We start from the raw sequence: 23,401 nt of genomic DNA, 5'->3' as shown, positions 1-23,401 counted from the left end.
TTTATGCGTCGGTATTTTTCCAGGGGCAGAAAATCATGTTCTAGCGTTTGAAAAAAAGTTGAAAAGGAGTATGGTTCCGTAAGCCTCAGTAACGCAACCCTAATTAAAAATCGAAAAGAGGACATCATGAAAAAAGTATTCGCCATTCTGACCATCATACTCTGTTTCGGCGTGACTGCCGCCTTTGCCGTGGACGGCGGTGAGGTGTACCAGAAACGGTGCGCCAAGTGCCATCGCGACGGCTCGGAATCCTCCAAGGCCGGCGGCGACGTCGTGCTCAAGGGCCAGTCCGCCCAGGAGATCGAGATGAAGCTCACCGGCTATGTGGACGGCACTTACGGCGGGGCCAAGAAAAAGGTCATGGAGCGCATGGCCAAGGGGCTGTCCGGCGACGAACTCAAGGCCGTCTCCGCCTACATAGGCTCCCTGTAAGGATCGGCCGGGATGCGTTCCTTCATCCTCGTCCTGGCTCTCTGTCTTCTTGCGGCCGCCCCCTGTCGGGCGGCCGGAGAGGACGGGGCCATGACCACCGGCCATTCGGCCATGGAACAAGGGGTCATGGAGTCTCCCGTGGATCACGCGGCCACGGATCATTCAACCATGGACCATGCGGCCACCGGCGACATGGCGGCGGGTGACGCGGGCGAGGCCGTTCACGACGCCATGGACCATGCGGCCCAGGGCGACATGGCTGCGGACATGGCCGCGGACGGGATCGCCGAACACGACCACGCCAAGATGATGGAGGAGGCCGAGGAGGCAGACCTGCCCGTGGGCATCGAGGAACACCTGGGCGACATGCTCCCCGACGTGGCCTTCACCGACTCCGAGGGCAAGGAGGTCCGGCTGCTCTCCCTGATGGACACCCCGGTCCTGCTGCTGCCCATCTATTACCGCTGTCCCGACGTCTGCAACCTGCTCCAGGGCTCGGTGGCCTCCATCCTGCCCCAGGTGAAGCTTGTTCCGGGCAAGGAGCTCAAGGTCGTCTCCCTGAGCTTCGACGCCCGCGAGACCCAAAAGGACGCGGCCAGGGCCAAGCGCAACTACACGGCCATTTCGGGCGACGCCTTCCCGGCCGAGTACTGGACCTTCCTGACCGGCGACCAGCAGGCCATCGACGCCACGCTCAAGGCCATCGGCTACACGGTCCAGAAGCAGGCCGGGCTGTGGGCGCATCCGGTGGCGGCCATCGCCATCGCGCCCGGCGGCAAGATCGTGCGCTATCTCTACGGCTCAAGCTTCCTGCCCTTCGACATCACCATGGCGGGAACCGAGGCGGCCCAGGGCAAGACCGGGCTTTCCGTAAAGCGGCTGCTCTCCTACTGCTACAACTACGACCCCCAGGGGCGGCGGTATGTCTTCGACATCCTGCGCGTCTCCGGGTTCGCCATCCTGGGCTTCGTGGGCCTGTTCCTGGCCTGGTTGTTCCTGGGGGGCAGGAAAAAGAGGCGCTAGATGAACGTTGACGCCGGATTCATGGCTCCCGGAGGCAAATCCTGGATACGCGAGTGGCTCTTCACCATAGACCACAAGCGTATCGGCATGCTGTATCTGTGGTGCATCATGGCCTTTTTCATCGTCGGGGTGTTCCTCGGGCTGCTCATCCGCATGGAGCTGTTCTGGCCCGGCCGGGACTTCATCGGCCCGCAGACCTACAACGCGGTCTTCACCCTGCACGGGGTGATCATGATTTTCATCGTGGTCATTCCCTCCATCCCGGCGGCCTTCGGAAACATCTTCCTGCCGCTTCAACTGGGGGCCGAGGACGTGGCCTTCCCGCGGCTGAACATGTTCTCCTTCTGGCTCTACCTCATCGGCGGGGCCACGGCGCTGATCTCGCTGTTCACCGGCGGGGGCGCGCCCGACACGGGCTGGACCTTCTACGTCCCGTTCTCGGCGGTGACCACGACCAACGTCTCGGTGGCCGTGGCCGGGGTGTTCATCCTCGGCTTCTCGTCCATCCTGACCGGGTTGAACTTCATCGTCACCATTCACCGGCTGCGCGCGCCGGGGCTCTCCTGGACCCGGCTGACCCTGTTCGCCTGGGCGCTCTACGCCACGGCCTGGATCCAGGTGCTGGCCACCCCCATCCTGTCCATCACCGTGGTCCTGATCATCATCGAGCGGCTGCTCGGCATGGGCATCTTCGACCCGGCCCGGGGCGGCGACCCGATCCTCTACCAGCATCTCTTCTGGATCTATTCCCACCCGGCGGTCTACATCATGATCCTGCCCGCCATGGGCGTGATCTCGGACATCATCCCGGTCTTCTGCCGCAAGTCCATCTTCGGCTACAAGACCATCGTCGGCTCCTCCCTGGCCATCGCCTTTGCCGGCTCCCTGGTCTGGGCGCACCACATGTTCGTGTCGGGCATGTCGGACACGGCGGTCATGGTCTTCTCGCTGTTGACCTTCATCGTGGCCGTGCCTTCGGCCATCAAGGTCTTCAACTGGCTGTCCACCATGTACAAGGGGTCCATCCGGCTGGAGCCGCCCCTGGTCTATGCCCTGGGGTTCATCTTCCTGTTCGCCATGGGCGGCATCACCGGCCTGGTGCTCGGCAGCGCGGGCACGGACATGCACGTCCACGACACCTATTTCGTAGTCGGCCATTTCCATTACGTCATCTTCGGCGGCACCGGCTTCGGCATGTTTGCCGCCATCCACTACTGGTTCCCCAAGATGTACGGACGGATGTACAACCGCAAGCAGGCCATGATCGCGGCCGTGCTGCTGATCATCGGTCTCAACGGGCTGTACTTCCCCATGTACCTGCTGGGGCTGCAGGGCATGCCGCGCCGCTACTACGACTATCTGCCGCAGTTCACCCCGCTGCACCAGCTGTCCACCTACGGCTCCTGGATCACCTTCGTGGGGTTGGCCCTGATGCTCTGGAACCTGGTCCGGTCGCGCTACAAGGGCGCTCCGTGCGGGCGCAACCCGTGGAAGGCGGCCACCCTGGAGTGGACCCTGCCGTCCCCGCCGCCGACCCACAACTTCGACGAAGTGCCGGTCGTGACCCACGGCCCGTACGACTACAGCGAGGTGCGGGACGATGACTGAACACCGTGACTACGTCGGGGCCAAGATGGGCATGTGGCTCTTCCTGTTCACCGAGATACTTCTCTTCGGCGGCCTGTTCGTGCTCTATTCCGTGACCCTGGGGCGCTACCCCACGGAGTTCCACGAGGCGAGCAAGCTCCTGGACGTGACCATGGGGACCACCAACACCGTGGTCCTGATCACCTCCAGCCTGTTCGCGGCGCTGTCCGTGGCCGCGCTCCAGAAGGGCAGCCGGAAGACGGCCGAACTGTTCATCGGGCTGACCATGGCCCTGGCCTGCTGCTTCCTGGTCATCAAGTACTTCGAGTGGTCCCACAAGATCCACGCGGGCATCTACCCCGGCGGGGAGACCCTGGTCCAGTGGGAGCCGGGCAAGCAGGCGTTCTTCTCCCTGTACTACACCATGACCGGCCTGCACGGGCTGCACGTGATCATCGGCATGGGCGTGTTCACCTGGGTCTGGGCCATGATCCGGCTCGAGCGCTGCACCCCGGACCACTTCGTGGCCCTGGAGAACGCGGGCCTCTACTGGCATCTGGTGGACCTCATCTGGATCTATCTCTTTCCGCTCTATTACCTCATCACCTAGGCGGGCGACCCTATGAGTGAAAACACGAATCATCACGCACCCGGCTACGGGCTGTTCATCGGCATATGGGGAGCGCTCATGGTCCTCACGGCGGTCACGGTGGGGGTGGCCCAGGTCCACCTGGGGTTCCTCAACGTGGTCGTGGCCATGGCCATCGCCTCCCTGAAGGCGTCCCTGGTGGTCTTCTTCTTCATGCATCTCAAGTACGAGAACCGGACGCTCAAGACCATGGTCCTGGTGGCCTTCGTCATCCTGGCCATCTTCATCGGGTTCACGTTCTTCGACACGGCGAACAGGTAGGCCGGTCCGCGACCGGAAGAAGGAAAGGAAGAGGGAACCATGTATCCGCAGATATTTTCCGCCGCAAAGGAAGTGGACCAGGCCTTCCTGATCATACTCGGGTTCGCCGTGTTCATCCTGGTGGCCGTGACCGTTGCCATGCTCTATTTCCTGTGGCGGTACGACCACAAACGCAATCCGCACGCCACGGACATCAAGGGGTCCGTCTGGCTGGAGATAATATGGACCGTCCTGCCGACGATCATCGTCCTGGGGCTGTTCTGGACCGGCTGGACCTCGTTCAAGGCCATGCGGACCATCCCGGAAGGGGCCATGACCGTGTCCGTGGAAGGGCGCATGTGGTCCTGGCGCTTCACCTACGAGAACGGGCGGACCTCCAACGAGCTGGTCATCCCGGTGAACACCCCGGTCCGGCTGGCCCTGGCCTCCCGCGACGTCATCCACTCCTTCTACGTCCCGGCCATGCGCGTGAAGTGGGACCTGGTCCCGGGCATGGAGACCGACGCCTGGCTGCAGTCCGACACCCTGGGCGACTACGACATCTTCTGCGCCGAATACTGCGGCCTGAAGCACGCGGACATGATCACCCTCCTGCGGGTGCTGGACCAGGAGGAGTTTGACGCCTGGCTGGCCGAGGGCGGCGCGGAAGAAGGCGAGGACGTAGGGCTGGCGCTGCTCAAGGAGTTCGGTTGCTTCGACTGCCACTCCATGGACCTCTCCGAGGACGCGGCCCCCAGCCTGCTCGACCTGGGCGGCCGGGAGCAGACCGTGGTCCTGCCCGACGGCACCGAGAAGACCATCCGGCCCGACGCGGACTTCATCCGCCAGTCCGTGCGCGAGCCCGGTGCCACCCTGGTCAAGGGGTGGGGCGACGAGATGCCGCCCTACGGCGACGAACTTTCCGATGCGCAGCTGGACGCCATGATCGCCTACCTGCTCAAGCCCGACAGGCCCGACAAGGGCCAGGCCCTGGCCGACGAGCTGGGCTGCCTCGGCTGCCACACCACGGACGGCACCGACGACGTCGGACCGAGCTTCCTCGGCCTGTACGGCTCGGAGCGGAAGGGCAAGACCGCCGACGGCAAGCCCTACGACCTCAAGGCGGACGACGCGTATCTCCGCCGGGCCATCGTGGAGCCGTCCGCCAACGTGCCCGAAGGGTTCGACGACGCCATGCCCATCTACGACGACCTGGACCAGGCCACCCTGGACCAGCTTCTCGGCTACCTGAAGTCCCTGGCGGGCGAGGGCGGGCAATGATCCGAGACCTCGCGCGGCTGGCGCGGCCCAAGGTAAGCCTGGCCGTGGCGACCGGAACCCTGTTCGGCGCGCTCTATCACGGCGGGGGAGGGCCCCAGGCTGTCCTGCTCGCCCCGGCGGGCGCGTTCTGCCTGTGCGCCGGTTGCTCGGCCCTGAACCAGGTGCAGGAGTGTGGGCTCGACGCGCGCATGGAGCGCACCCGCAACCGCCCCTTGGCCTCCGGTAGGATGGGGGTCGGCCGCGGGCTGTTCTGGGCCATGATTTTCGGCTTGGCCGGTCTCGGCCTGTTTCTTCCGGCCGGGGGCGCTCCCCTGTTCCTGGTCGGTCTGGCCATCGTGGCCGTGTACAACGGGTTGTACACCCCGCTGAAGCGGGTCTCTCCCGTTGCCCTGCTGGCCGGGGGCGTGGCCGGGGCCGCACCGCCCCTGACCGGCTGGCTGGCCGCCGGGGGAGGGTGGGCCGACCCGCGCATCCTGTGGGTGGCGGCCATCTTCTATCTCTGGCAGGTGCCGCACTTCTGGCTGCTGGCCGAGAAGCACCGCGAGGACTATCGGCGCGCCGGGTTCGCCGTGCTCCACGCCGCCCTGCCGCCGCGCCTCCGGGCCAGGCTCATGGGGGTCTGGGTCGGGGCCTATTTCGTGGCTCTGGGCTGCCTGGCCGGGCTGGCCGGACCGGCCTCCCTGCGGTTCATCGTCCCGCCCGCGCTGCTCCTGGCCGGCGCCCTGGCCGCAGGGTTCGCCGCCACGGACCGCCACGGACCGGCAACGGCGGCCATGCACGCCTCCCTGCCTCTGGGGTTGGCCACGCTGCTTTTGAACACCATCTAGGATTCCAAGGACCGATATGCTCTGGATTCACCCGCTCCTCCAATTCGCCGCGCTGCTTCTCGCCGTCCACGTCCTGCTCATGGGCATCAACCGCTTCCGTTTCCAGCACCTCAAGCGCAAGTGCGCCTTCAACTGGAAACGGCACGTCCTGCTCGGCAAATGGGTGGCCTGGATGTGGCTGGCCGGGCTGGTGCTCGGCCTGTACATGGCGGTGCACAGCTGGGGCGCCCTCGGCCTGACCGGGCCGCACTACCAGATCGGGCTGTGGATGACGCCGTTCATCCTCGTGGGGCTGGTCACCGGCTTCATCCTGCAGAAGCCGAGCGGCAAGCGTCCGGCCATGGCCCTGACCCACGGCGCGGCCAACGCGATCGCCTTTGTCCTGGCCCTGTACCAGACCTGGTCCGGCGTGGAGGCCGTCCGGCTGCTGTTGTTGGATTAAAAGGGCTGCGCGGGCAGCTCCACGGTGAAGGTGGAGCCGTGTCCGAGCTTGGATTCCACCGTGATCCGCCCCCCGTAGTGGTCCACGATGTGCCTGCATATGGCCAATCCCAGTCCCGTGCCGCCCGGTTTCCCCAGGCGGCCGTTCTCGCTCTGATGGAATTTGTGGAAGATGAGTTCCAGGTCCCGCTCCGGAATCCCCCGCCCGGTGTCGCTCACGGCGATCCGGGTGGTGTTTCCCTCGTGCCGCGCCGTGAGCCGGATGGTCCCGCTGTCCGTGTTCTTGTAGGCATTGGAGAGCAGGTTCAGGAGGAGCTGCTGCATGCGGTCCGGGTCGAAGACCAGGGGCGGAATCCACTCCGGGATGTCGGTCTCCAGGCGCACCGGGCCGTCCCCGGCGAGCTGCGGGGCCATGGTCCGGAGGGCGCGGTTCAGCTCGTCCGGCACGTTGAGCAGGGTATCCCGCCACTCCATCTGTCCCGCCTCGATCTTGTTGATGTCGAGCAGGTCGTTGATCAGCCGGGTCAGCCGGTCGCCCTCCTTGGCGATGATGTCCAGGTTGCCGAGGATGACGTCGCTCTTTTTCTCCAGCTCCATCCTTGGGGCGGCCGGGGCAAAGTGCTTGGCAAACTCCTTGCGCACCAGCTTGGAGAAGCCGAGGACCGCCGCCAGGGGAGTGCGCAGCTCGTGGGATGCCGAGGACAGGAAGGCCGAGCGCTGGTTGTCCAGCCGGACCAGCTCCTTGTTCGCCTCGCGCAGCTCCAGGGTTCGCCTGGCCACGGTCTGCTCCAGGTCGTCGTGGGCCCGGGCCAGCTTGCGCTCCGCCTCTCTACGCTGGGCGATTAGTTTTTCCAGGGCCGTGTTTTTCTTTACCAATTGTGAAGTCTGGTGCTCCACCTCGCGCAGCAGGTTGTTGTACTCGGCCACGACCTCGCCCAGCTCGTCGCGACTGTTCCAGACCAGCGGCATGCGGGCGTCGCTCCTGGCGTTGTGCCTGAGGGAGAGCTTCAGCCGCTGGAGGGGACGGCCCACCACCAGGTGCAGGATGAACCAGCCCGAGACGAAGACGATGAGGGCGAGCAGGGCGGCGGAGCCGAGATCCTCGTGCCGTCGTCCGGCGATCTCCCGCCGGATGCGGTCGTCGTGGTATTGGACGACCAGCCTGCCGATGGTCATGACCTCGCCCCCGACCGTGCGGGTCAGCGGCCTCGCCGTGGTCAGGATCGTGTGTCCGGCATCGGGCCCGTCCGGGGTTTCCTCCATGACCAGCTTGTCGCTGTTGTCGTACAGGCTGATCCGATGCAGGTCGCCGTTGTCCCGGTAGCTGCGCATGAGACTCGCCAGGAGGATGTCCTGGAAATTCCAGAGCGGTTCGCTCAGCTCGGCGGCCTTGCTGGAGGCGAAGGCCTCGAGCTGGTTGCGCAGGTTCTCCATGCCCTGTTCCCGGATGCGCGCGGAATAGAAGAAATACAGGGTCACGCTGGTGACCAGGAAGATCACGAACACGGACAGCAGAATCTTGGCCGCCAGGGACGGGAAATATTCCCTGGGGCCGAAGAGCGGCGGCACGGGCAGGCGGCGGGCCATGGGGCTACTCCCGGTCCAGGCCCTTGAGGGCGGCGTCGACTTCGCCGAGCCGCGCCTTCCGCTCGGCATCGGTCAGCGTTTCGTCGGCCTCGATCCGGAGCCGGTCCTTGTAGAGCTCCAGCCGCCGGACGGGTTCCAGCTGAGTGTTGTCGGACCGTTTGAATCCGGTCCACTTGCGGGCGGCGAGGTTTTCGGCCTCGCGCTTCACCCGGGCTTCGCTCTTGTCCTTGCCGGGCCGGGCGTATTCCACAAAGAAATCCGTGATTCGCTTCTTGAGGCCGGGGTTCAGTTCCGAGCGTACCAGGATGGGGTCCGAGGGGATCAGCGGCGAGGTCCAGATGATCTTCACCCCGGCGGATTCCTCCGGGAACCGGACCTTGTAGCGGGCCATGGCCGAGCTGTTGCCCGTGGCCACGTCCAGTCTGCCCTCGGCCACGGCCAGGAAGTTCTCCTCATGGTTGTGGTGGACCAGCCGCTTGAAGATGCGCTCCGGGTCGATGCCCCGAGAGGCGAAGAGATAGTAGCTCGGCACGGTGAAGCCGGAGGTGGAGTTGGGGTCGCCGATGCCGAACTCGATCTCCCCGGCGTGATCGAGAACGTCCTGCGCGTCGGCGTATGGCCCGTCGCGCCTGGCGATGAGGTGGGCGTAGTAGCCGGCCCCGTACCTGGTCATGGACTGGGCCACGATCTCGGCCCCGGCGCGGTCCACGGCCTCGATGGCCGCCTTGTTGCCCAGCCAGGCGAGCTGGGCCTTGCCCGAGGCCAGGTACCAGATGACCCCTGCGTAGTCGTCCAGGACCATGGGAACGACCCGCCTGCCGAGCCGGGCGGACAGGTCTTCGAGGATCGGGCCCCATGTGTTCAGTACCGCTTCCCTGGAGTCGGCGGAACCGAGGCCCATGACCAGGGGCGCTTCTCCGGCCCGCGCCGGAGAGACGGCCAGCCAGGCCAGGACGAGGGCCGCCAGGATGCGGACGATGAGGGGTGATGGCGCGTTCATTGTTTCCCGTGCGGGGCGGAGTTGGTCCGCCGCCCCGAATACTGGGTACTGCATTTGGGAATTAATGGAAGACCGGTATTTCGGAAGTTGCCCAATTGTAACAGGGGCGGGAAAAGGCCGGGGCCGCTGCGTCACGCGCAGCGGCCCCGGAGGAATGCGGAGGGGAGGGGGGTCAGGCGGCCTGGGACTCCCCGGGGTTCTTGCCCAGGATGATCATGCCCAGGACCTCGTCCTTGGTCACGTCGCAGGTGCGCCGGGTGCCGACCAGCTTGCCGTTCTTGATCACCGACACGCGGTCGGCCAGGCCGAAGACGTCGTGCAGGTCGTGGCTGATCAGGAAGATGCCGATGCCCTCGCTCTTGAGCTGCTTGATCAGTTCCGCGACCATGGCGGTCTCGTGCGGGCCGAGCGCTGCCGTGGGCTCGTCCATGATCAGGATCTTGGCGTTGAAGTAGATGGCCCGGGCAATGGCCACGGACTGCCGCTGGCCGCCGGACATGTTGCGCACCGGGTCCTTGATGTTGGTGAAGTTCGGGTTCAGGCGGCTGATGACCTTGCGCGCCTCGTTCTCCATGCGCCCGTCGTCCAGGGTTCCCCAGCGGGTCATGATCTCGCGGCCCAGGAAGAGGTTGGCCGGGGCGTCCAGGTTGTCCGAGAGCGCCAGGGTCTGGTAGATGGTCTCGATGCCGTACCTGCGGGCGTCGCGCGGGCTCTTGATGACCGCCTTCTCGCCGTTGATGAGGATGTCGCCCTCGTCGCAGGGGATGGCCCCGGACAGGGCCTTCATGAGCACGGTCTTGCCCGCGCCGTTGTGGCCGAGCACGCCGACCACCTCGCCGGGCATGAGGTCGATGGACACGTCGCGCACCGCGTGCACGCCGCCGAACCGCTTGTTGATGCCGCGCATCTGAACCAGTGGGGTCTGTGTCATGGCGGCCACCTATCTCCTGTTCTTGTTGTAGGCCACGTCGAACCACACGGCGATGATCAGGACCAGGCCGATGATCACCTGGCGCATGGCGCTGGAGATGCCCAACAGGACCATGCCCGATTCGAGCGACTGCATGATCAGCGCGCCGAGGATGGCCCCGGCGATGGAGCCGAGTCCGCCCGCCAGCGAGGTGCCGCCGATGACGGCCGCGGCGATGACGTTCAGCTCGGCCATCATGCCCATGGAGTTGGCCCCGGCGTTGAGCCGGGCCGTGGTGATCACGGCGGCCACGCCGCACAGGAGTCCCATGACCCCGAAGATGAACATGGTCACCCGCTCGACGTTGATGCCGGACAGTTCCGCCGCTTCGGGGTTGCCGCCGATGGCGAAGACGTAGCGCCCGAACTTGGTGACCTTGGCCAGCAGGGTCATGAGCACCACCACGCCGATGAGGATGAGCACCGGGATGGGGATGCCGCGCGGGATTTCGGTCTTGGGCTTGTAATAGGAGTTCATGACCATGACGAAGCCGCAGACCAGGCCGATGGACACGAGCAGGATGAGCGCCTCGGCCCAGACCGCCTTGGGCTTGCACCCGAACCGGGCGCGCCGCTTGCGGCCCTGGACGGCGTTGAAGAGCAGGACCGCGATGCAGAGCGCGCCGAATATCCAGCTTCCGGTGGCCCCGATGGAGCCGTGGATGCCGCCGCCCAGCAGTTGGTAGGTCTCGTCCATGGGGGCCACGGTCCGCCCGTCGGTGACCAGGTAGGCCGCGCCCCGGAAGATGAGCAGCCCGCCCAGGGTGACCACGAAGGCGGGCACGCCGCGATAGGCCACCCACCAGCCCTGCCAGATGCCGATGAGCGCTCCCAGGGCCAGGCCGCAGACCACGGTCAGCGGCCAGTTCCAGGCGGCGCCCAGGGTGAAGGCGTGGACCTGGAGAAAGGCGATGACCATGCCGGTGAAGCCCATGACCGACCCCACCGAGAGGTCGATGTGCCGGGCCACGATGACCAGCACCATGCCGGTGGCCATGATTCCGACCACGCTGGTCTGCACGGCCAGGTTGTAGAGGTTCCGGGCCGTGAAAAAGATGCCGTCCGTGAGATAGTTGAGCGTGAACCAGATGATCAGCAGCGCGCCGATCATGGCCAGCATGCGGGTGTCGATCTCAAGTGAGGCGCACAGCCTCTCGAAGGGGGAGAGCTTGCTCTCGGTCGCTTGGGAGTCCATAGGGCCGCCGTTCCTGAAAAGTTGCCGTTCGTGTTTCACATACCCCATGTGGGCCCTTTGGGGAAGGGCGGCGGGTATACGGAAAGGGGACGCCCCGGCAGGACGTCCCCTCTTGTTCGATTCGTCAGCTGTCTACGGGCACTGGCCCTGAACGCCCTGGCACAGGACGTCCTTGGATATCCAGCCCGCGTCCACGACCAGGCTCAGGTTGGCCTTGGTGACCGGAACCGGGGGCAGGAGGATGGCGTCCATCTCCACGCCCTTGGCGCCGCCGGACCACTTGACGGTGTCCTTGGGGAGCTCGCCCCGGGACAGTTCGACCGCGATGCGCGCGGCGGCCTGGCCGAGCACGCGGGCGTCCTTCCACACGGACACGGTCTGCAGCCCGCGGGCCACGCGGTTCAGGGCGGCATGGTCGCCGTCCTGGCCGGAGACCGGGGTCACGCCTTCCATGCCCTGGGCGGTGAGGGCCGCGACAACGCCGCCGGCGGTGCCGTCGTTGGAGGCGACGACCGCGTCGACCTTGTTGTTCATGGCGGTCAGGATCTGCTCCATGTTGCGCTGGGCGACTTCGGGCTTCCAGCCCTCGGTGCCCTGGGCGGCCACGTTCTTGATCTTGCCGGCCTTGATGGCCTCGTCCAGGACCTCAAGCTGACCCTCGTACAGGAATTCGGCGTTGGGATCGGTGGGCGCGCCCTTGATGAAGACGTAGTTGCCTTCGGGCTTCACGGCGTAGACGGCGCGGGCCTGCATGCGGCCCACTTCCTTGTTGTCGAAAGTCAGGTAGAAGACGCCCTTTTTCTCGATGAGACGGTCGTAGCCGACCACGGGCAGCCCTTCGGCCATGGCCTTGTCGATGGCGGGCAGGACGGCGTCGGCATCCCAGGCCAGGACGATCAGGGCGTTGGCGCCCCGGGCGATGAGGTTTTCGATGTCGGCGATCTGTTTCTCGGCGGAAGCCTGGGCGTCGGCCATGATGTACTTGGCGCCCATGGCCTTCAACTGATCCTTGATGGCGGCCTCATCGGTTTTCCAACGTTCCTCCTGGAAATTGGACCAGGACACGCCGACCACCAGATCCTTGGCCATGGCGTTGACGCCAAAGGCCAGGACAGCGACGGCGGCAACAGCCAGCAGTGCGAGTTTCTTCAGCATGTGGGGTTCCTCCTTGCCACATTTCGTTTATTCGTCCCGGGCGGAGGATGGCTGCGTAAGGTGGCAGTCCCGCCGCCGTTTTCGGCTTTCTCTGCCCCGAAGGGCCCGCAACGGAAATCCGGAAAAACGGGAGTATGGGCGCATCCCGTATTGCCCTTTCGCCTTCCCGCAAAAGAGGACACGCCACATATTACTGGGAACTCTGCCAAAAAATAAGGGTTGTGGCAAGAATTAATTTTGTCAGTGAATTATAGAAGGGTTCCTCTGCCGAGGGTTGCAGTCGGATCAGCGATAATTTTATAATAACTCGAAATAACATGACAAATATGATTAAAATCAAATGTGGATGTCCTCTCGTTTTCGACGATATTGTCACCGGGCGGTGTCGCACTTTCTTGCATTGCCTACTGTTCCCTGCTAACTATGGAGGTCATGGTCGTGGCCGTGGCCTGTTCCGTGACGGTGTTGCTTTGTGTATCTATATAGAAACACGGTGAATTATGACATTGAAACGGAAAGTCTCCGCCGCTGACATTGACTCGCTGGTCAGTTTTTAAATTTTCTGAGTGAATTAAAGGGACCCGCCGGATGAAGGCTGCAAATCGCGATTTCACGCGCGCCGTGAATCAATTCAACATCCTGAACAGCATCCGCGAGGCCGGACGCATCTCCAGGGTGGAGATCGCCGCCCGAACCGGGCAGAGCCCGGCGTCGGTGACCAACATCACCGCCGACATGATCCGCGAGGGGCTGATCCGCGAGGAGGAGTGCGGGTGCAAGCCCAGGCGCGGGCGGCGGCGGATCATGCTGACCCTGGACCCGGAGGCGGCCCATGTGGTGGGGGTCAAGATATCCGCCTTCCAGATCAGTTTCGCGGTGGTGGATTTCGTGGGCGGGGTCAAGTCGTCCCTGACCATGCCCATCCGGGTCAGCGAGCGGCGCGAGGAGACCGTGGCCGACTTCATCGAGGACGGGGTGCGCCACTGCGTGGAGGACGCCCGGTTGCGCATGGACGACATCTCCGGCTGCGGCGTGGCCATTTCCGGGTTCGTGGACTCGGCCTCGGCCGACTGTCTGTGGACCCCGCTGAAAAAGGGGCGCACGCGCATCCGCGACCTGGTGGCCGAGCGGCTGAGCGTGGACGTGTATCTGGAGAACGACGCCAACTCCGTGACCGTGGCCTCACAATGGTTCGGCCAGGGCAAGGGCATCGACAACTTTCTGGTGGTCACGGTGGAACACGGCGTGGGCATGGGCATCGTGGTGGACGGCAAGCTGTACCGGGGCGCCACCGGCATCGGGGCCGAGTTCGGCCACGTGGTCCTGGTCCCGGACGGGCTGCCCTGCCGCTGCGGCAAGCGCGGGTGCATCGAGGCCTACGCCTGCGACGGGTGCATCCTGCGCCGCGCCAAGGAGATGTTCTCCCGGCGGCGCGGCCCGGTGCCGGACCTGGAGACCCTGACCATCGAGGACGTGACCGAACTGGCCCGCGCGGGCGACCCCGGCCTGCGCAAGCTCTTCCGCGAGGGGGGGGCCATCCTCGGCCAGGGCATCGCCGGGCTGATCCAGATCTTCAACCCGGAGCGGATCATCGTCACCGGCGAGGGCGTGCGCGCGGGGGATCTGGTCTTCGGCCCCATGCGCAAGGCGGTCAAGAAGTTCCTCAACCGCGAGCAGTTCGAGGCCACCGAGATCGTGGTCCAGGAGTGGGGCGACGACGACTGGGCGCGCGGTGCCGCCGGGTTTGTCCTGAGCGAGCTGTACAAGTCGCCCCTGGACAAGATCCACCGGGCGGGATGACCGCCCTTGGTTGTTGGTGGTTAATCAATATTCATTGATAACAGTATATTAGTCTGCGAGGTAAACAATGAACACGTTTTTCCCCGAAGTGGACGCGGTCAAGTACGAGGGTCGGGAGTCGACCAACCCGCTGGCGTTCAAATATTACGACGCCGACCGGGTCGTGGGCGGCAAGACCATGGCGGAGCACCTGCGTTTCGCGGTCTGCTACTGGCACACCTACAAGTCGCAGGGCGGGGACCCGTTCGGGTCCGGGACCTTCGAGCGGCCCTGGAACGCCGGTTCCCCCATGGAAGTGGCCGAGAAGACCCTGGAGGCGAATTTCGAATTCATCACCAAACTCGGGGTCCCGTTCTGGTGCTTCCATGACCGGGACATCGCGCCCGAAGGCGCGTCCTTCGGCGAGGCCGTCGCCAACCTGGAGACCATCGTGGCCAAGGCCAAGAAGCTGCAACAGGCCACCGGGGTCAAGCTGCTCTGGGGAACGGCCAACATGTTCAGCCATCCCCGCTACATGCACGGCGCGGCCTCCAACCCGGACCCGCACGTCGTGGCCTGCTGCGCCATGCAGGTCCGCCGCGCTCTGGACGCCACCCTGGAGCTGGGCGGAGCCAACTACGTGTTCTGGGGCGGCCGGGAAGGGTACGAGACCCTGCTGAATACGGACATGAAGCGGGAGCGCGCCCAGATGGCCGCCTTCTTCCACATGGCCGTGGACTACGCCAAAAAGATCGGCTTCACCGGCCAGTTCCTTATCGAGCCCAAGCCCCACGAGCCGACCAAGCACCAGTACGACTTCGACTCGGCCACGGTCCTCTCCTTCCTGCGCGAGTTCGACCTGCTCGATCATTTCAAGCTCAACGTGGAGGCCAACCACGCCACCCTGGCCGGGCACTCCTTTGCCCACGAGCTGGCCGTGGCCGCCGAGGCGGGCAAGCTCGGCTCGGTGGACGCCAACGTCGGCGACCCGCTGCTCGGCTGGGACACGGACCAGTTCCCCACGGACATCAACGACACCACCCGCGCCATGTTGGTCATCCTGGAGAACGGCGGGCTGGGGTCCGGCGGCCTGAACTTCGACGCCAAGGTGCGCCGTCCGTCCATCGATACCGTGGACCTGTTCCACGCCCACATCGGCGGCATGGACACCTTTGCCCGCGCCCTGCTGGCGGCCCAGGCGATCATCGACGACGGGCGCATCGCCGAGTTCAAGGCGCAGCGCTACGCGGGCTGGGATTCCGGCCTGGGCAAGTCCATCCTGGACGGCAACGAGACCCTGGAGTCCCTGGAGGCCAAGGCCATGGAGCTGGGAGAGCCCAAGCGGGTCTCCGGCCGTCAGGAGATGCTGGAGAACATCCTCATCAACGCCATTTAACGGGCCCTTCGGGCTACTGGAGTTGTCATGGGCCTTTTCATCGGCATCGATTCCGGGACGCAGGGGACCAAGGGCGTGGTCCTGGACGGCGAGTCCGGTAGGATTCTGGCCGAGGCCTACGCCCCGCACGAACTGATCGAGGGGGAGCACGGCCTGCGCGAGCAGGACCCGGCCTGGTGGGTCGAGGCCTGCCGTTCGGTCATCGCCGCGTTGATGGACTCGGACGGAGTCGATTCCTCGGCGGTGCGCGCCATCGGCGTGTCCGGCCAGCAGCACGGGTTCGTGCCGCTCACCGAGGCGGGGGAGGTCATCCGCCCGGCCAAGCTGTGGTGCGACACGGCCACCGCGCCGCCCCAGTGCGCGGCCATCACCGAGGCGGCGGGCGGTCATGAGGCCGTGCTCAAGGCCATCGGCAATTCCGTGGCCGCCGGGTTCACGGCCTCCAAGGTGGTCTGGCTCAAGGACAACGAGCCGGAGAACTACGACCGGCTGGCGACCATCCTGCTGCCCCACGACTATCTCAACTTCTGGCTCACCGGCGAGCGCAGGACCGAGTGCGGCGATGCATCGGGCACGGCCTATTTCGATGTGGCCAACCGGCGCTGGAGCACCGAGCTGCTCGACGCCATGGACCCTTCCGGCAAGCTCCTCGCCTGCCTGCCCGAGCTGATCGATTCCGACCAGCCCGTGGGCGTGGTCCGCCCGGAGCTGGCCCGCGAGTTCGGCTTCGGCTCGGACGTGCTCGTCTCCTCCGGGGGCGGCGACAACATGATCGCGGCCATCGGCACGGGCAACGTGGTCCCCGGCGTGGTCACCGCGTCCCTCGGCACCTCCGGGACCATCTATGCCCATTCCGAAAGCCCGGTCATCGACCCGCAGGGCGAGCTGGCCGCGTTCTGCTCGTCCACGGGCGGCTGGCTGCCCCTGGTCTGCACCATGAACGTCACCGTGGCCACCGAGCTGACCCGGCGGCTGCTCGGCCTGGACACCGGCGGGCTGAACGCGCTGGCCGCAGAGGCGGGCGCGGGCGCGTCCGGCGTTATGCTCCTGCCGTTCTTCAACGGCGAGCGCACCCCGGCCCTGCCTTCGGCCACAGCCTCACTGCACGGGCTGACCCCGTCCAACTACATCCCGGCCAACCTGTGCCGGGCGGCCATGGAAGGCGCGACCTTCGGGCTGCGCTACGGATTGGACGTCCTGCTCCGGCAGGGGGTGCGGCCGACCGAAATCCGGCTGGTGGGCGGCGGGGCCAAATCCGCGCTGTGGCGGCAGATGGTGGCCGACGTGTTCGGTTGTCCCGTGGTCCGGCCCGTGGTCGAGGAGGCGGGGGCGCTGGGCGCGGCCATCCAGGCCGCCTGGTGCGCCCTGCGCGATGGCGGCGAACGGACGGAGATCGCGGATTTGGCGGCGCGCTACGTGGCCATGGCGGAGGGCGGCACGGTGCCGAACCCCGGCGACGCGGCCCGGTACGCCGACCTGTACCAGCGGTACCTGGTCCTGGACCGGGCGCTTCGTCCCGTCAACGGCTAGGCCTTTCAACAACGAAAAAGGGTCCGCGACCATTGGCCGCGGACCCTTTCATATTGTCCTTTGCGGATCAGTCCTCGAGGAAGTAGTCCACGCTGGTGACCACCCGGACCTTCTTGATCTCCGGGGTGTACTGGTCGCGGTCGTCGAGGCTGAAATAGCCCTGGGAGGCGCGCCGGATGCCGCCCACCCGCGAGCCGGAGTCCTCGGCGAACTGCCGGGCGGCGCTGCGTGCGTTGCGGGTGGCCTCGGCGATCATGTCCGGCTTGATGTCGTTCAGCCCGGTGAAGGAGAAGGTCGGCTGGAACTCGTAGTTGCGGACCAGCAGGACCCCGCGCGAGACCAGGTCGCCCGCGGAGGCCATGGCCTTCTTCACGGTGGCGATATCGCCGGTGCGGACCGTGAGCACCGCCTGGGCGGTGTAGAGGCTCGTCGGGCGCTGGCCGGACATGTACTGGTTCTCATCGATGCGCGGGGCGGCGTTGATGATCTCGGCGTTGCCCAGTCCCTGCTCCTTGAGGAACTTGAGCACCTCAGCGCGGGAGACGGCCAGGGCGCGGTCCAGGTCGGGCAGGGTGTCCGCCCCGACGCTGAAGCTGACGGGCCATACGGCCAGGTCGGCGTTCACTTCGCGCTCGGCCAGCCCTTTGACCGAGACGTAGCGGTCCATGGCCTTGAAGGCGACCAGGGCGTTGCCCAGAACGAAGCAGCCGACGATGAATCCGGCGGCCAGGAGGAGGCCGGTGACGGCGGATGATGCAAGGGGTTTGTTTTCCATGATTGCTCCTTTTTGCGCCCCATGGTGGACGGCGCTTGGGGGGAGCATACCCCCTCGGCAGGAGACGGGCAAGGCCGTCGAAGGAAAAGGCAAACGGTGCAGAAGCGGAAGAATGACGCGGACCATTGCAATTCACCACGTTTTTCGTGCATACTATATTTTTGGAAAATCCGGATTATCTCTGACCCCAAAGGACATCCAATGCATAGACGCATATTGCTCTCGGTCGTCTGCCTGCTCTTGCTGGCGACCTCGGCCATGGCCCAGGACGTGTTCCCGGACGTGCAACTCGAAGGCAAGATCACGCAGGAGCAGCGCGAGTACCTGGGAGTACCCGAAGGCGACTTCAAGATTTCGAACATCAACGCGGACTTCCTGTTCGTGGAGGTGTTCAGCATGTACTGCCCCATCTGCCAGCGCAACGCGCCGTCCGTGAACGCGATGTTCGCCGACGCCTTGGCCTCGGACAAGGCCGGGGCTTTGCGCTTCCTCGGCATCGGCGCGGGCAACACGCCCTTTGAGATCGCCTTCTACCAGAAGAAGTTCGGCGTGGAGTTCCCGCTCTTCGAGGACCCGGACTACGTGGCGCACAAGGCCGTGGGCGGGGTGGGGACCCCGGCCTATTATATGGTGGACATGCGCGAGGGAAAGCGAAGCATCGTCCTGTTTCACGAGGGCGAGATCAAGGACAAGGACGCCTTTCTCAAGGATTTGCTGGCCCTTATTCCCGAGTAGGAGGAGAGAGCTGTGAAACGGGTACCGTTATTGGCATTGCTGGTTTTGCTGCTGCTCGCGCCCGGAAGCCGGGCCGACGACATGATCCCCTATCCAACCGGGCATCTCAAGCCCATTGATTCCACCCTCAAGGTCAAGGTGGGCGACATGGCCCCCGACTTCGAGCTGCCGGATCTGAACGGCGACAAGGTTCGGCTGAGCGACTACCGGGGCAAGCGGAGCGTGGTGCTCTCCTTTGTCCCGGCCGCCTGGACGCCGGTCTGCTCGGACCAGTGGCCGGGCTACAACCTTGCCCTGGACCTGATCCACGGGCTGGGCGCTGAGGTCATCGGCATTACGGTGGACAACACCCCGACCCAGGCCGAGTGGGCCAAGGCCATGCACGGCCTCGACTTCCCCGTGCTCTCCGACTTCTGGCCCCACGGCAAGGTGGCGGCCTCCTTCGGCGTGCTGCGCTCGGACGGCATGGCCGAACGCTCTCTGTTCGTGATCGATAAGCAGGGGATCATCCGCTACATCGACGTCCACGACATCAACGAGCGGCCGGACCTGGGGGTCCTGGTGGGCGAGCTGGAGAAGCTCGGCAAATAGGGTCCTAGTGGGAGGCCAGCGCCTCCTCTCCGTTGTCGAATATCTCGGCCAGCTTGGTTATGCCGAGGGTCTCGAAAACCGTCCGGAAATTGCTCGACAACCCGGCCAGGACGATCCTGGCGCCGCCACGGTGTTCCCGCAGCAGCTCGGTCAGGCCGGTGATGCCCGCCCCGTTGATGGAGGCGTTCTTCTCGAAATCGATGAGGATCAGCTCCTTGCCCAAGGCCGCGGCCTGGGCAAAGGTCTCGCTCAGATGCGGCAGGGTCATGGACGAGACGTTGCCGCGCACGCCGATGACCGCCACCCGGTCCTTCTCCTCCAGCACCACCTGCCCCTCTTCGTTTCGGGTGATGTTGATCCGTTCGCGGGCGCGGGTCAGGGCCTTTTCCAGGGCCTCCCGCTTGAGCGGCTTGTTGATGAAGTCCGTGGCGTCGAGGTTCAGGGCCTGGATGGCCAGGTCCATGTCGCCGTGGCCGGTGATCACGATGACCTCGGTGTTGGGATTGAGCTTCTTGATGGCCTTGAGGGCCTCGATGCCGTCCATGATGGGCATCTTGATGTCCGTCAGCACCAGTCCCGGACTTTCCCGCAGGAAGGTCTCCACGCCCTCTCGGCCGTTCTCCGCGGTCAGCACCTGGTACCCGTACGCGGAGAGCAGCAGGGTGAACATCTTCAGCGTGGGCCGCTCGTCGTCTATGACCAGAACTTTTTCCTTCATGCCTTGGCCTCTCCTCGCATGCTCGCGGCGGGGAACTCCATGCGGAAGACCGTGCCTTCCCCCTTGCCGCTGTTGATGCGGATCTCTCCGCCGTAATCCTTGATGATGCCGTAGGTGATGGCCAGCCCGAGCCCCATGCCCTGACCCGCCTCCTTGGTGGTGAAGAACGGCTCGAATATCTTCTGCTGGTCCTTCTCGTCGATGCCCGAACCGGTGTCCTCCACCTCGAGGAACACGCGGCGCTCCGCGTTTCCGGTCCGGATGCTGATGCGGCGTTCGGCATTGCCGTCCGCCTGGGAAATGTCGTTGATGGCATCGCGCGCGTTGGTCACCATGTTGAAGATGACCTGCTGCAGCCTGTTGGAATGGGCCTGCACCGGGTTGAGCCCTTCGGCCAGGTCCAGGTCGAAGCGGATGTTGTCCAGCTCGAACTGGCGGCGGAGCATGGACAGCACCGCCCGGATGGGCTGGTTCAGGTCCACCTGCTCCTCCATGAGGTCGGACTTGCGCCCGAAGGAGCGCAGGGTGTCGATGATCTCGGCGGCCCGGTCCACCTGGGAGGATATCTCGTGGACCACCTGGAGGAAATGCTCCTTGGGAATCTCCAGGTCCTCCTCCTGCATCATGGACAGGAACTCGCTGCCCACCTTGATGGCGTTGAGGGGCTGGTTGATCTCGTGGGCCACGCCCGCGGACATCTCGCCCAGGGACTTCATCTTGCCCGCCTGGATGAGCTGGGCGTCCTTCTCTATCAGTTCGGTGATGTCCGTGACCGCGATGATGATCGCGTGGTGGCCCCGGTAGGAGATGGGGCAGGCGTGCATGTTCACGAAGAACGGTTCACCGCCGTTCTTGTAGTGCAGCCGCTTGGGGAAATAGACGCACCCGCTGCCGCCCTCGTTGAAATAATCCAGGCAGTCCGCGTTGTGTTCCGGGCCCAGGTCCAGGAGATTCATGCCCAGCAGCTCGTTCCTGGCGTAGCCGTAAAGCTCCGTGGCGCGCGGGTTGGCGTCGCGCACGGTCCCGCTCTCGCAATCCACGACGAAGATCGGGTCCGGCCCGGAGTCGAACAGGGAGCGGTATTTCTCCTCGGACTCGCGCAGCCGCCTGCGGTAGAGCTTGATGGACCAGACCATGTTGCGGAAGGAGTCGCCGAGCTGGACCACCTCGTCGCCCTCGTGCTTGCGGTAGAAGGCGCAGTCCGCGCACTTGCGGTGGGCCTCGCCGGGCCGCTGTCCGCTGCGCGACTGGTCGAAGTGCCAGCACGGCAGGTCGGTGTTGGAGAAGGCCGGGCATTCGGCGGCGTTCCAATCCTCGCCGGAGCCGAGCTTCAGCGGGATGTCGAAGTTGCCCCGGCTGATCTCGTCCGACAGCCGGGTCAGGTCCGAAACCGGCTTGGTGATGTACTTGGACAGCCAGGAGGAAAGGATGATGGTGATGATGACCACCGCCGAGATGAAGCCGAGGAAGGCCACCCGGAGCTTGCCCACCAGGGAGTCGATGTGCCGCTTGTTCAGCCCCACGTGGACCGTGCCGATGCGGTAGAGGCCTTCGTTGATGCCCGCCGCCAGGTCGTATATCTCGCGCCCGCCCAGCTCCATGAGCTTGATCGAGTCGTGGCGGTCCGGGGGCAGGGTGTTGGAGCGCAGGTTCTTGGGCAGCTCGTGGGTCAGGGTGTGGGCCAGGATGTTGTTGTTCTGGTCCTCGATGAATATGTAGGCCACCAGGTCCTTGCGCTGCCTCAGTTTTGCCTCGTCGAAGATGAGCACCAGCAGCTTGGGGATGTCGTTGTCCAGGATGTAGGAGCCGCCGCGTTCGGCCACGGAGTGGGCGATGGCGAAACCGCGCATCTCCAGCTCGTTGGTCAGGGAACTGACCAGGATGTAGCGGGAGATCAGGGCGATGGCCACGGAGATGAACAGGACGGCCGCCAGCATGGAGAAGAGCAGTTTTTCGCGCAGCCCGATGCGGGCCAGCCGGGTGAAGGTCTTCTGGAACAGCGTCATTGCTGCGTCTCCAGTTCCCGTTTGAACTCGGCCCAGTTGGTGAACGGGATGAAGCGGCCCTCGTGCAGCTTGGTGAAATGGATGGCGTCCAGCCCCTGGCGGTCGTAGGGACCGTAGGTGATGGTCAGGCCGGGGCCGAGCTTGAAGTCCTTGATGGACTCGATGGCCCTGATGAACCCCTCGCGGGTCAGATCGCGTCCGGCCCGGCGCAGCCCTTCCACCAGGATCTCGGCGTTGAGGAAGCCCTCCAGGCCGACGAAGCTCGGGGTGTCGTCCGGGAAGTAGCGCCTGAGCAGCCGGACGTATTCGCTGGCCGAGTCGCCCTCGACCTGCGATTCCATGGGCGGGGGGACCACCTGGGACATGAAGACGTGGGCCGGGGACGACCTGCCCACGCGCCAGGCCAGTTCCTCGGCGCCGACAAAGGAGACGGTGTAGAAAATCGGGTTGTACCCCTCCTCCACGGAGAGGTTGATGAACCGGGCGCACGCGCCGTAGGTGCCGATCATGACCACGGCTTCGGCCCCGGACCGGCGGATGCGATCCAGCCCGTCCTGGACGTCCAGGGTCCCTCGGATGTAGGAGCTGCGGGCCACCGGCTCCAGGCCGTATTTCTTGAGGGCCAGCTCGGTGCCGATCAGCCCGTCGAAGCCGTAGGCGTCGTACTGGTAGAAGACCGCGATCTTGGACAGGCCGAGGTCGTTGACCATGTGGCTGACCGCGTCCATGGTCTCCTGGTAGTAGGAGGCGCGGATGTTGATCACGTAGCGGTTCACCGGCTGGCGCAGGGCGTTGGCCCCGGTGAACATGCCGATGAGCGGGACGTGGGCGTCCTCCACCAGGGGCAGGGCCTTGATGGTGGTCGGGGTGCCCACGTAGCAGAACAGGGCGAAGACCTTGCGGTTGACGATGAATTGCTGGGTGTTGGCCAGGCACTGGGGCGGGTCGTAGGAGTCGTCCAGGACCTCGATCTTGATCTGGCGGCCGTGCACGCCGCCCTGCTCGTTGACGTGGCGCAGGTAGGCGCGCGCGCCCTGGAGGGTCTGGGTGCCGAGATAACCGGCGTGGCCGGACAGGGGCAGGGAGGAGCCCAGCGTGATCTGGTCGCTGGTGACGCCGGGAACCGCGTCGTCGCCGGCCGTGGTGGCGGGCGACCCGTCGCACCCCGCGAGGAAGAGGGCCAGGCAGAGCGCGAGGCAGGGGATGAGGCTCTTCCACGGGTTGCTATGCACGGCTCGGCTCCATTTTCGGGGTCGGATTACAAGGGTCGCACCAATCCGTTACTGTCTCGGACGGTAAAACACAAGGACCCTGCATTTCCCCACAATGTAACATCGATTTCTCCTGTGAGGCCGGGGAAAAAGACCCCGGCGGCGAATGCCTGCCGGGGTCATGAAAAACTCCGATTGCCCCGTTGCCTTGCGGCGACGGACGGTGCGGCTCACGGAGGTGTTCACGCATGGAGCGTCGGGTGAATGACCCCGG

Annotated in this window: 22 protein-coding genes; 13 read left to right on the top strand and 9 right to left on the bottom strand. The window is 65.2% G+C overall.

Going from position 1 to position 23,401, the window contains the following annotated elements; translation table 11 throughout:
• Nucleotides 1-126: 126 nt before the first annotated feature.
• The 8 genes from AWY79_RS16650 to AWY79_RS16615 are packed head-to-tail and all read left to right on the top strand — an operon-like array spanning nucleotide 127 to nucleotide 6,481.
• Nucleotides 127-432 (top strand): c-type cytochrome, encoded by a 306-nt coding sequence (locus AWY79_RS16650; protein WP_066806386.1) that lies wholly within the window; start codon nucleotides 127-129, stop codon nucleotides 430-432.
• Nucleotides 433-444: 12 nt separating this feature from the next.
• Nucleotides 445-1,455: an SCO family protein gene (locus AWY79_RS19560; RefSeq protein ID WP_078063837.1), complete on the top strand. Its 1,011-nt coding sequence runs from the start codon at nucleotides 445-447 to the stop codon at nucleotides 1,453-1,455.
• A complete protein-coding gene (gene ctaD, locus AWY79_RS16640; RefSeq protein WP_066806384.1) occupies nucleotides 1,456-3,063 on the top strand; it encodes a cytochrome c oxidase subunit I in 1,608 nt (535 codons plus the stop codon).
• A complete protein-coding gene (locus AWY79_RS16635; RefSeq protein WP_066806381.1) occupies nucleotides 3,056-3,652 on the top strand; it encodes a cytochrome c oxidase subunit 3 family protein in 597 nt (198 codons plus the stop codon). Before ctaD ends, AWY79_RS16635 begins: the two co-directional genes overlap by 8 nt.
• 12 nt (nucleotides 3,653-3,664) lie before the next feature.
• On the top strand, nucleotides 3,665-3,952 hold the full coding sequence (locus AWY79_RS16630) for a cytochrome C oxidase subunit IV family protein (RefSeq protein ID WP_066806379.1): 288 nt from the start codon (nucleotides 3,665-3,667) through the stop codon (nucleotides 3,950-3,952).
• Between the two features lie 39 nt (nucleotides 3,953-3,991).
• Nucleotides 3,992-5,212 (top strand): cytochrome c oxidase subunit II, encoded by a 1,221-nt coding sequence (coxB, locus tag AWY79_RS16625; protein ID WP_066806377.1) that lies wholly within the window; start codon nucleotides 3,992-3,994, stop codon nucleotides 5,210-5,212.
• On the top strand, nucleotides 5,209-6,039 hold the full coding sequence (locus AWY79_RS16620) for a protoheme IX farnesyltransferase (protein WP_066806375.1): 831 nt from the start codon (nucleotides 5,209-5,211) through the stop codon (nucleotides 6,037-6,039). The genes coxB and AWY79_RS16620 overlap by 4 nt, the downstream gene beginning before the upstream one ends.
• 16 nt (nucleotides 6,040-6,055) lie before the next feature.
• A complete protein-coding gene (locus tag AWY79_RS16615) occupies nucleotides 6,056-6,481 on the top strand; it encodes a hypothetical protein (RefSeq protein WP_066806373.1) in 426 nt (141 codons plus the stop codon).
• Here AWY79_RS16615 and AWY79_RS16610 read toward each other — a convergent pair.
• The 5 genes from AWY79_RS16610 to xylF form a co-directional block, all read right to left on the bottom strand.
• Nucleotides 6,478-8,067 carry a sensor histidine kinase gene (locus AWY79_RS16610; protein ID WP_066806371.1) on the bottom strand — a complete coding sequence of 530 codons (1,590 nt, stop codon included), beginning with the start codon at nucleotides 8,065-8,067 and terminating at the stop codon, nucleotides 6,478-6,480. The genes AWY79_RS16615 and AWY79_RS16610 overlap by 4 nt on opposite strands.
• A gap of 4 nt (nucleotides 8,068-8,071) precedes the next feature.
• On the bottom strand, nucleotides 8,072-9,067 hold the full coding sequence (phnD, locus tag AWY79_RS16605) for a phosphate/phosphite/phosphonate ABC transporter substrate-binding protein (protein WP_066806369.1): 996 nt from the start codon (nucleotides 9,065-9,067) through the stop codon (nucleotides 8,072-8,074).
• Nucleotides 9,068-9,239: 172 nt separating this feature from the next.
• The gene (locus AWY79_RS16600; RefSeq protein WP_066807337.1) at nucleotides 9,240-9,998 is read right to left on the bottom strand and encodes an ATP-binding cassette domain-containing protein; all 759 of its coding nucleotides are present in this window, start codon (nucleotides 9,996-9,998) and stop codon (nucleotides 9,240-9,242) included.
• Nucleotides 9,999-10,007: 9 nt separating this feature from the next.
• Complete coding sequence (locus AWY79_RS16595) at nucleotides 10,008-11,231, bottom strand: sugar ABC transporter permease (protein WP_066806367.1); 1,224 nt, start codon at nucleotides 11,229-11,231, stop codon at nucleotides 10,008-10,010.
• 132 nt (nucleotides 11,232-11,363) lie between these two features.
• Nucleotides 11,364-12,386, bottom strand: coding sequence for a D-xylose ABC transporter substrate-binding protein (xylF, locus tag AWY79_RS16590; RefSeq protein WP_066806365.1), 1,023 nt, complete (start codon nucleotides 12,384-12,386; stop codon nucleotides 11,364-11,366).
• A gap of 621 nt (nucleotides 12,387-13,007) precedes the next feature.
• Between xylF and AWY79_RS16585 the strand changes: the two genes are divergently transcribed.
• From AWY79_RS16585 to xylB, 3 genes are all read left to right on the top strand, one after another.
• Nucleotides 13,008-14,186, top strand: a complete 1,179-nt coding sequence (locus AWY79_RS16585; RefSeq protein WP_158509907.1) for an ROK family transcriptional regulator — start codon at nucleotides 13,008-13,010, stop codon at nucleotides 14,184-14,186.
• 67 nt (nucleotides 14,187-14,253) lie between these two features.
• Nucleotides 14,254-15,561, top strand: coding sequence for a xylose isomerase (xylA, locus tag AWY79_RS16580; RefSeq protein WP_066806361.1), 1,308 nt, complete (start codon nucleotides 14,254-14,256; stop codon nucleotides 15,559-15,561).
• Between the two features lie 27 nt (nucleotides 15,562-15,588).
• Nucleotides 15,589-17,091, top strand: a complete 1,503-nt coding sequence (gene xylB / locus AWY79_RS16575) for a xylulokinase (protein WP_066806359.1) — start codon at nucleotides 15,589-15,591, stop codon at nucleotides 17,089-17,091.
• A 67-nt stretch (nucleotides 17,092-17,158) separates the two neighbouring features.
• On the opposite strand, the gene AWY79_RS16570 is transcribed toward xylB, so the two are convergent.
• Complete coding sequence (locus AWY79_RS16570; RefSeq protein WP_066806357.1) at nucleotides 17,159-17,866, bottom strand: SIMPL domain-containing protein; 708 nt, start codon at nucleotides 17,864-17,866, stop codon at nucleotides 17,159-17,161.
• Nucleotides 17,867-18,067: 201 nt separating this feature from the next.
• Between AWY79_RS16570 and AWY79_RS16565 the strand changes: the two genes are divergently transcribed.
• Entirely contained in the window at nucleotides 18,068-18,601 is a 534-nt protein-coding gene (locus tag AWY79_RS16565) for a TlpA family protein disulfide reductase (protein ID WP_066806355.1), read from the top strand.
• Between the two features lie 12 nt (nucleotides 18,602-18,613).
• Nucleotides 18,614-19,192 carry a peroxiredoxin gene (locus AWY79_RS16560; RefSeq protein ID WP_066806353.1) on the top strand — a complete coding sequence of 193 codons (579 nt, stop codon included), beginning with the start codon at nucleotides 18,614-18,616 and terminating at the stop codon, nucleotides 19,190-19,192.
• A 4-nt stretch (nucleotides 19,193-19,196) separates the two neighbouring features.
• Here the strand turns inward: AWY79_RS16560 and AWY79_RS16555 are convergent, their stop codons facing one another.
• The 3 genes from AWY79_RS16555 to AWY79_RS16545 are packed head-to-tail and all read right to left on the bottom strand — an operon-like array spanning nucleotide 19,197 to nucleotide 23,148.
• Nucleotides 19,197-19,910 carry a response regulator gene (locus AWY79_RS16555; RefSeq protein WP_066806351.1) on the bottom strand — a complete coding sequence of 238 codons (714 nt, stop codon included), beginning with the start codon at nucleotides 19,908-19,910 and terminating at the stop codon, nucleotides 19,197-19,199.
• The gene (locus AWY79_RS16550; RefSeq protein ID WP_066806345.1) at nucleotides 19,907-21,916 is read right to left on the bottom strand and encodes an ATP-binding protein; all 2,010 of its coding nucleotides are present in this window, start codon (nucleotides 21,914-21,916) and stop codon (nucleotides 19,907-19,909) included. Before AWY79_RS16550 ends, AWY79_RS16555 begins: the two co-directional genes overlap by 4 nt.
• Complete coding sequence (locus tag AWY79_RS16545; protein WP_066806343.1) at nucleotides 21,913-23,148, bottom strand: ABC transporter substrate-binding protein; 1,236 nt, start codon at nucleotides 23,146-23,148, stop codon at nucleotides 21,913-21,915. Before AWY79_RS16545 ends, AWY79_RS16550 begins: the two co-directional genes overlap by 4 nt.
• Nucleotides 23,149-23,401 lie beyond the last annotated feature (253 nt).

The sequence above is a fragment of the Pseudodesulfovibrio indicus genome (assembly GCF_001563225.1).
GTDB lineage: Bacteria > Desulfobacterota > Desulfovibrionia > Desulfovibrionales > Desulfovibrionaceae > Pseudodesulfovibrio > Pseudodesulfovibrio indicus.
This window is presented reverse-complemented; position numbering and strand designations above follow the sequence as displayed.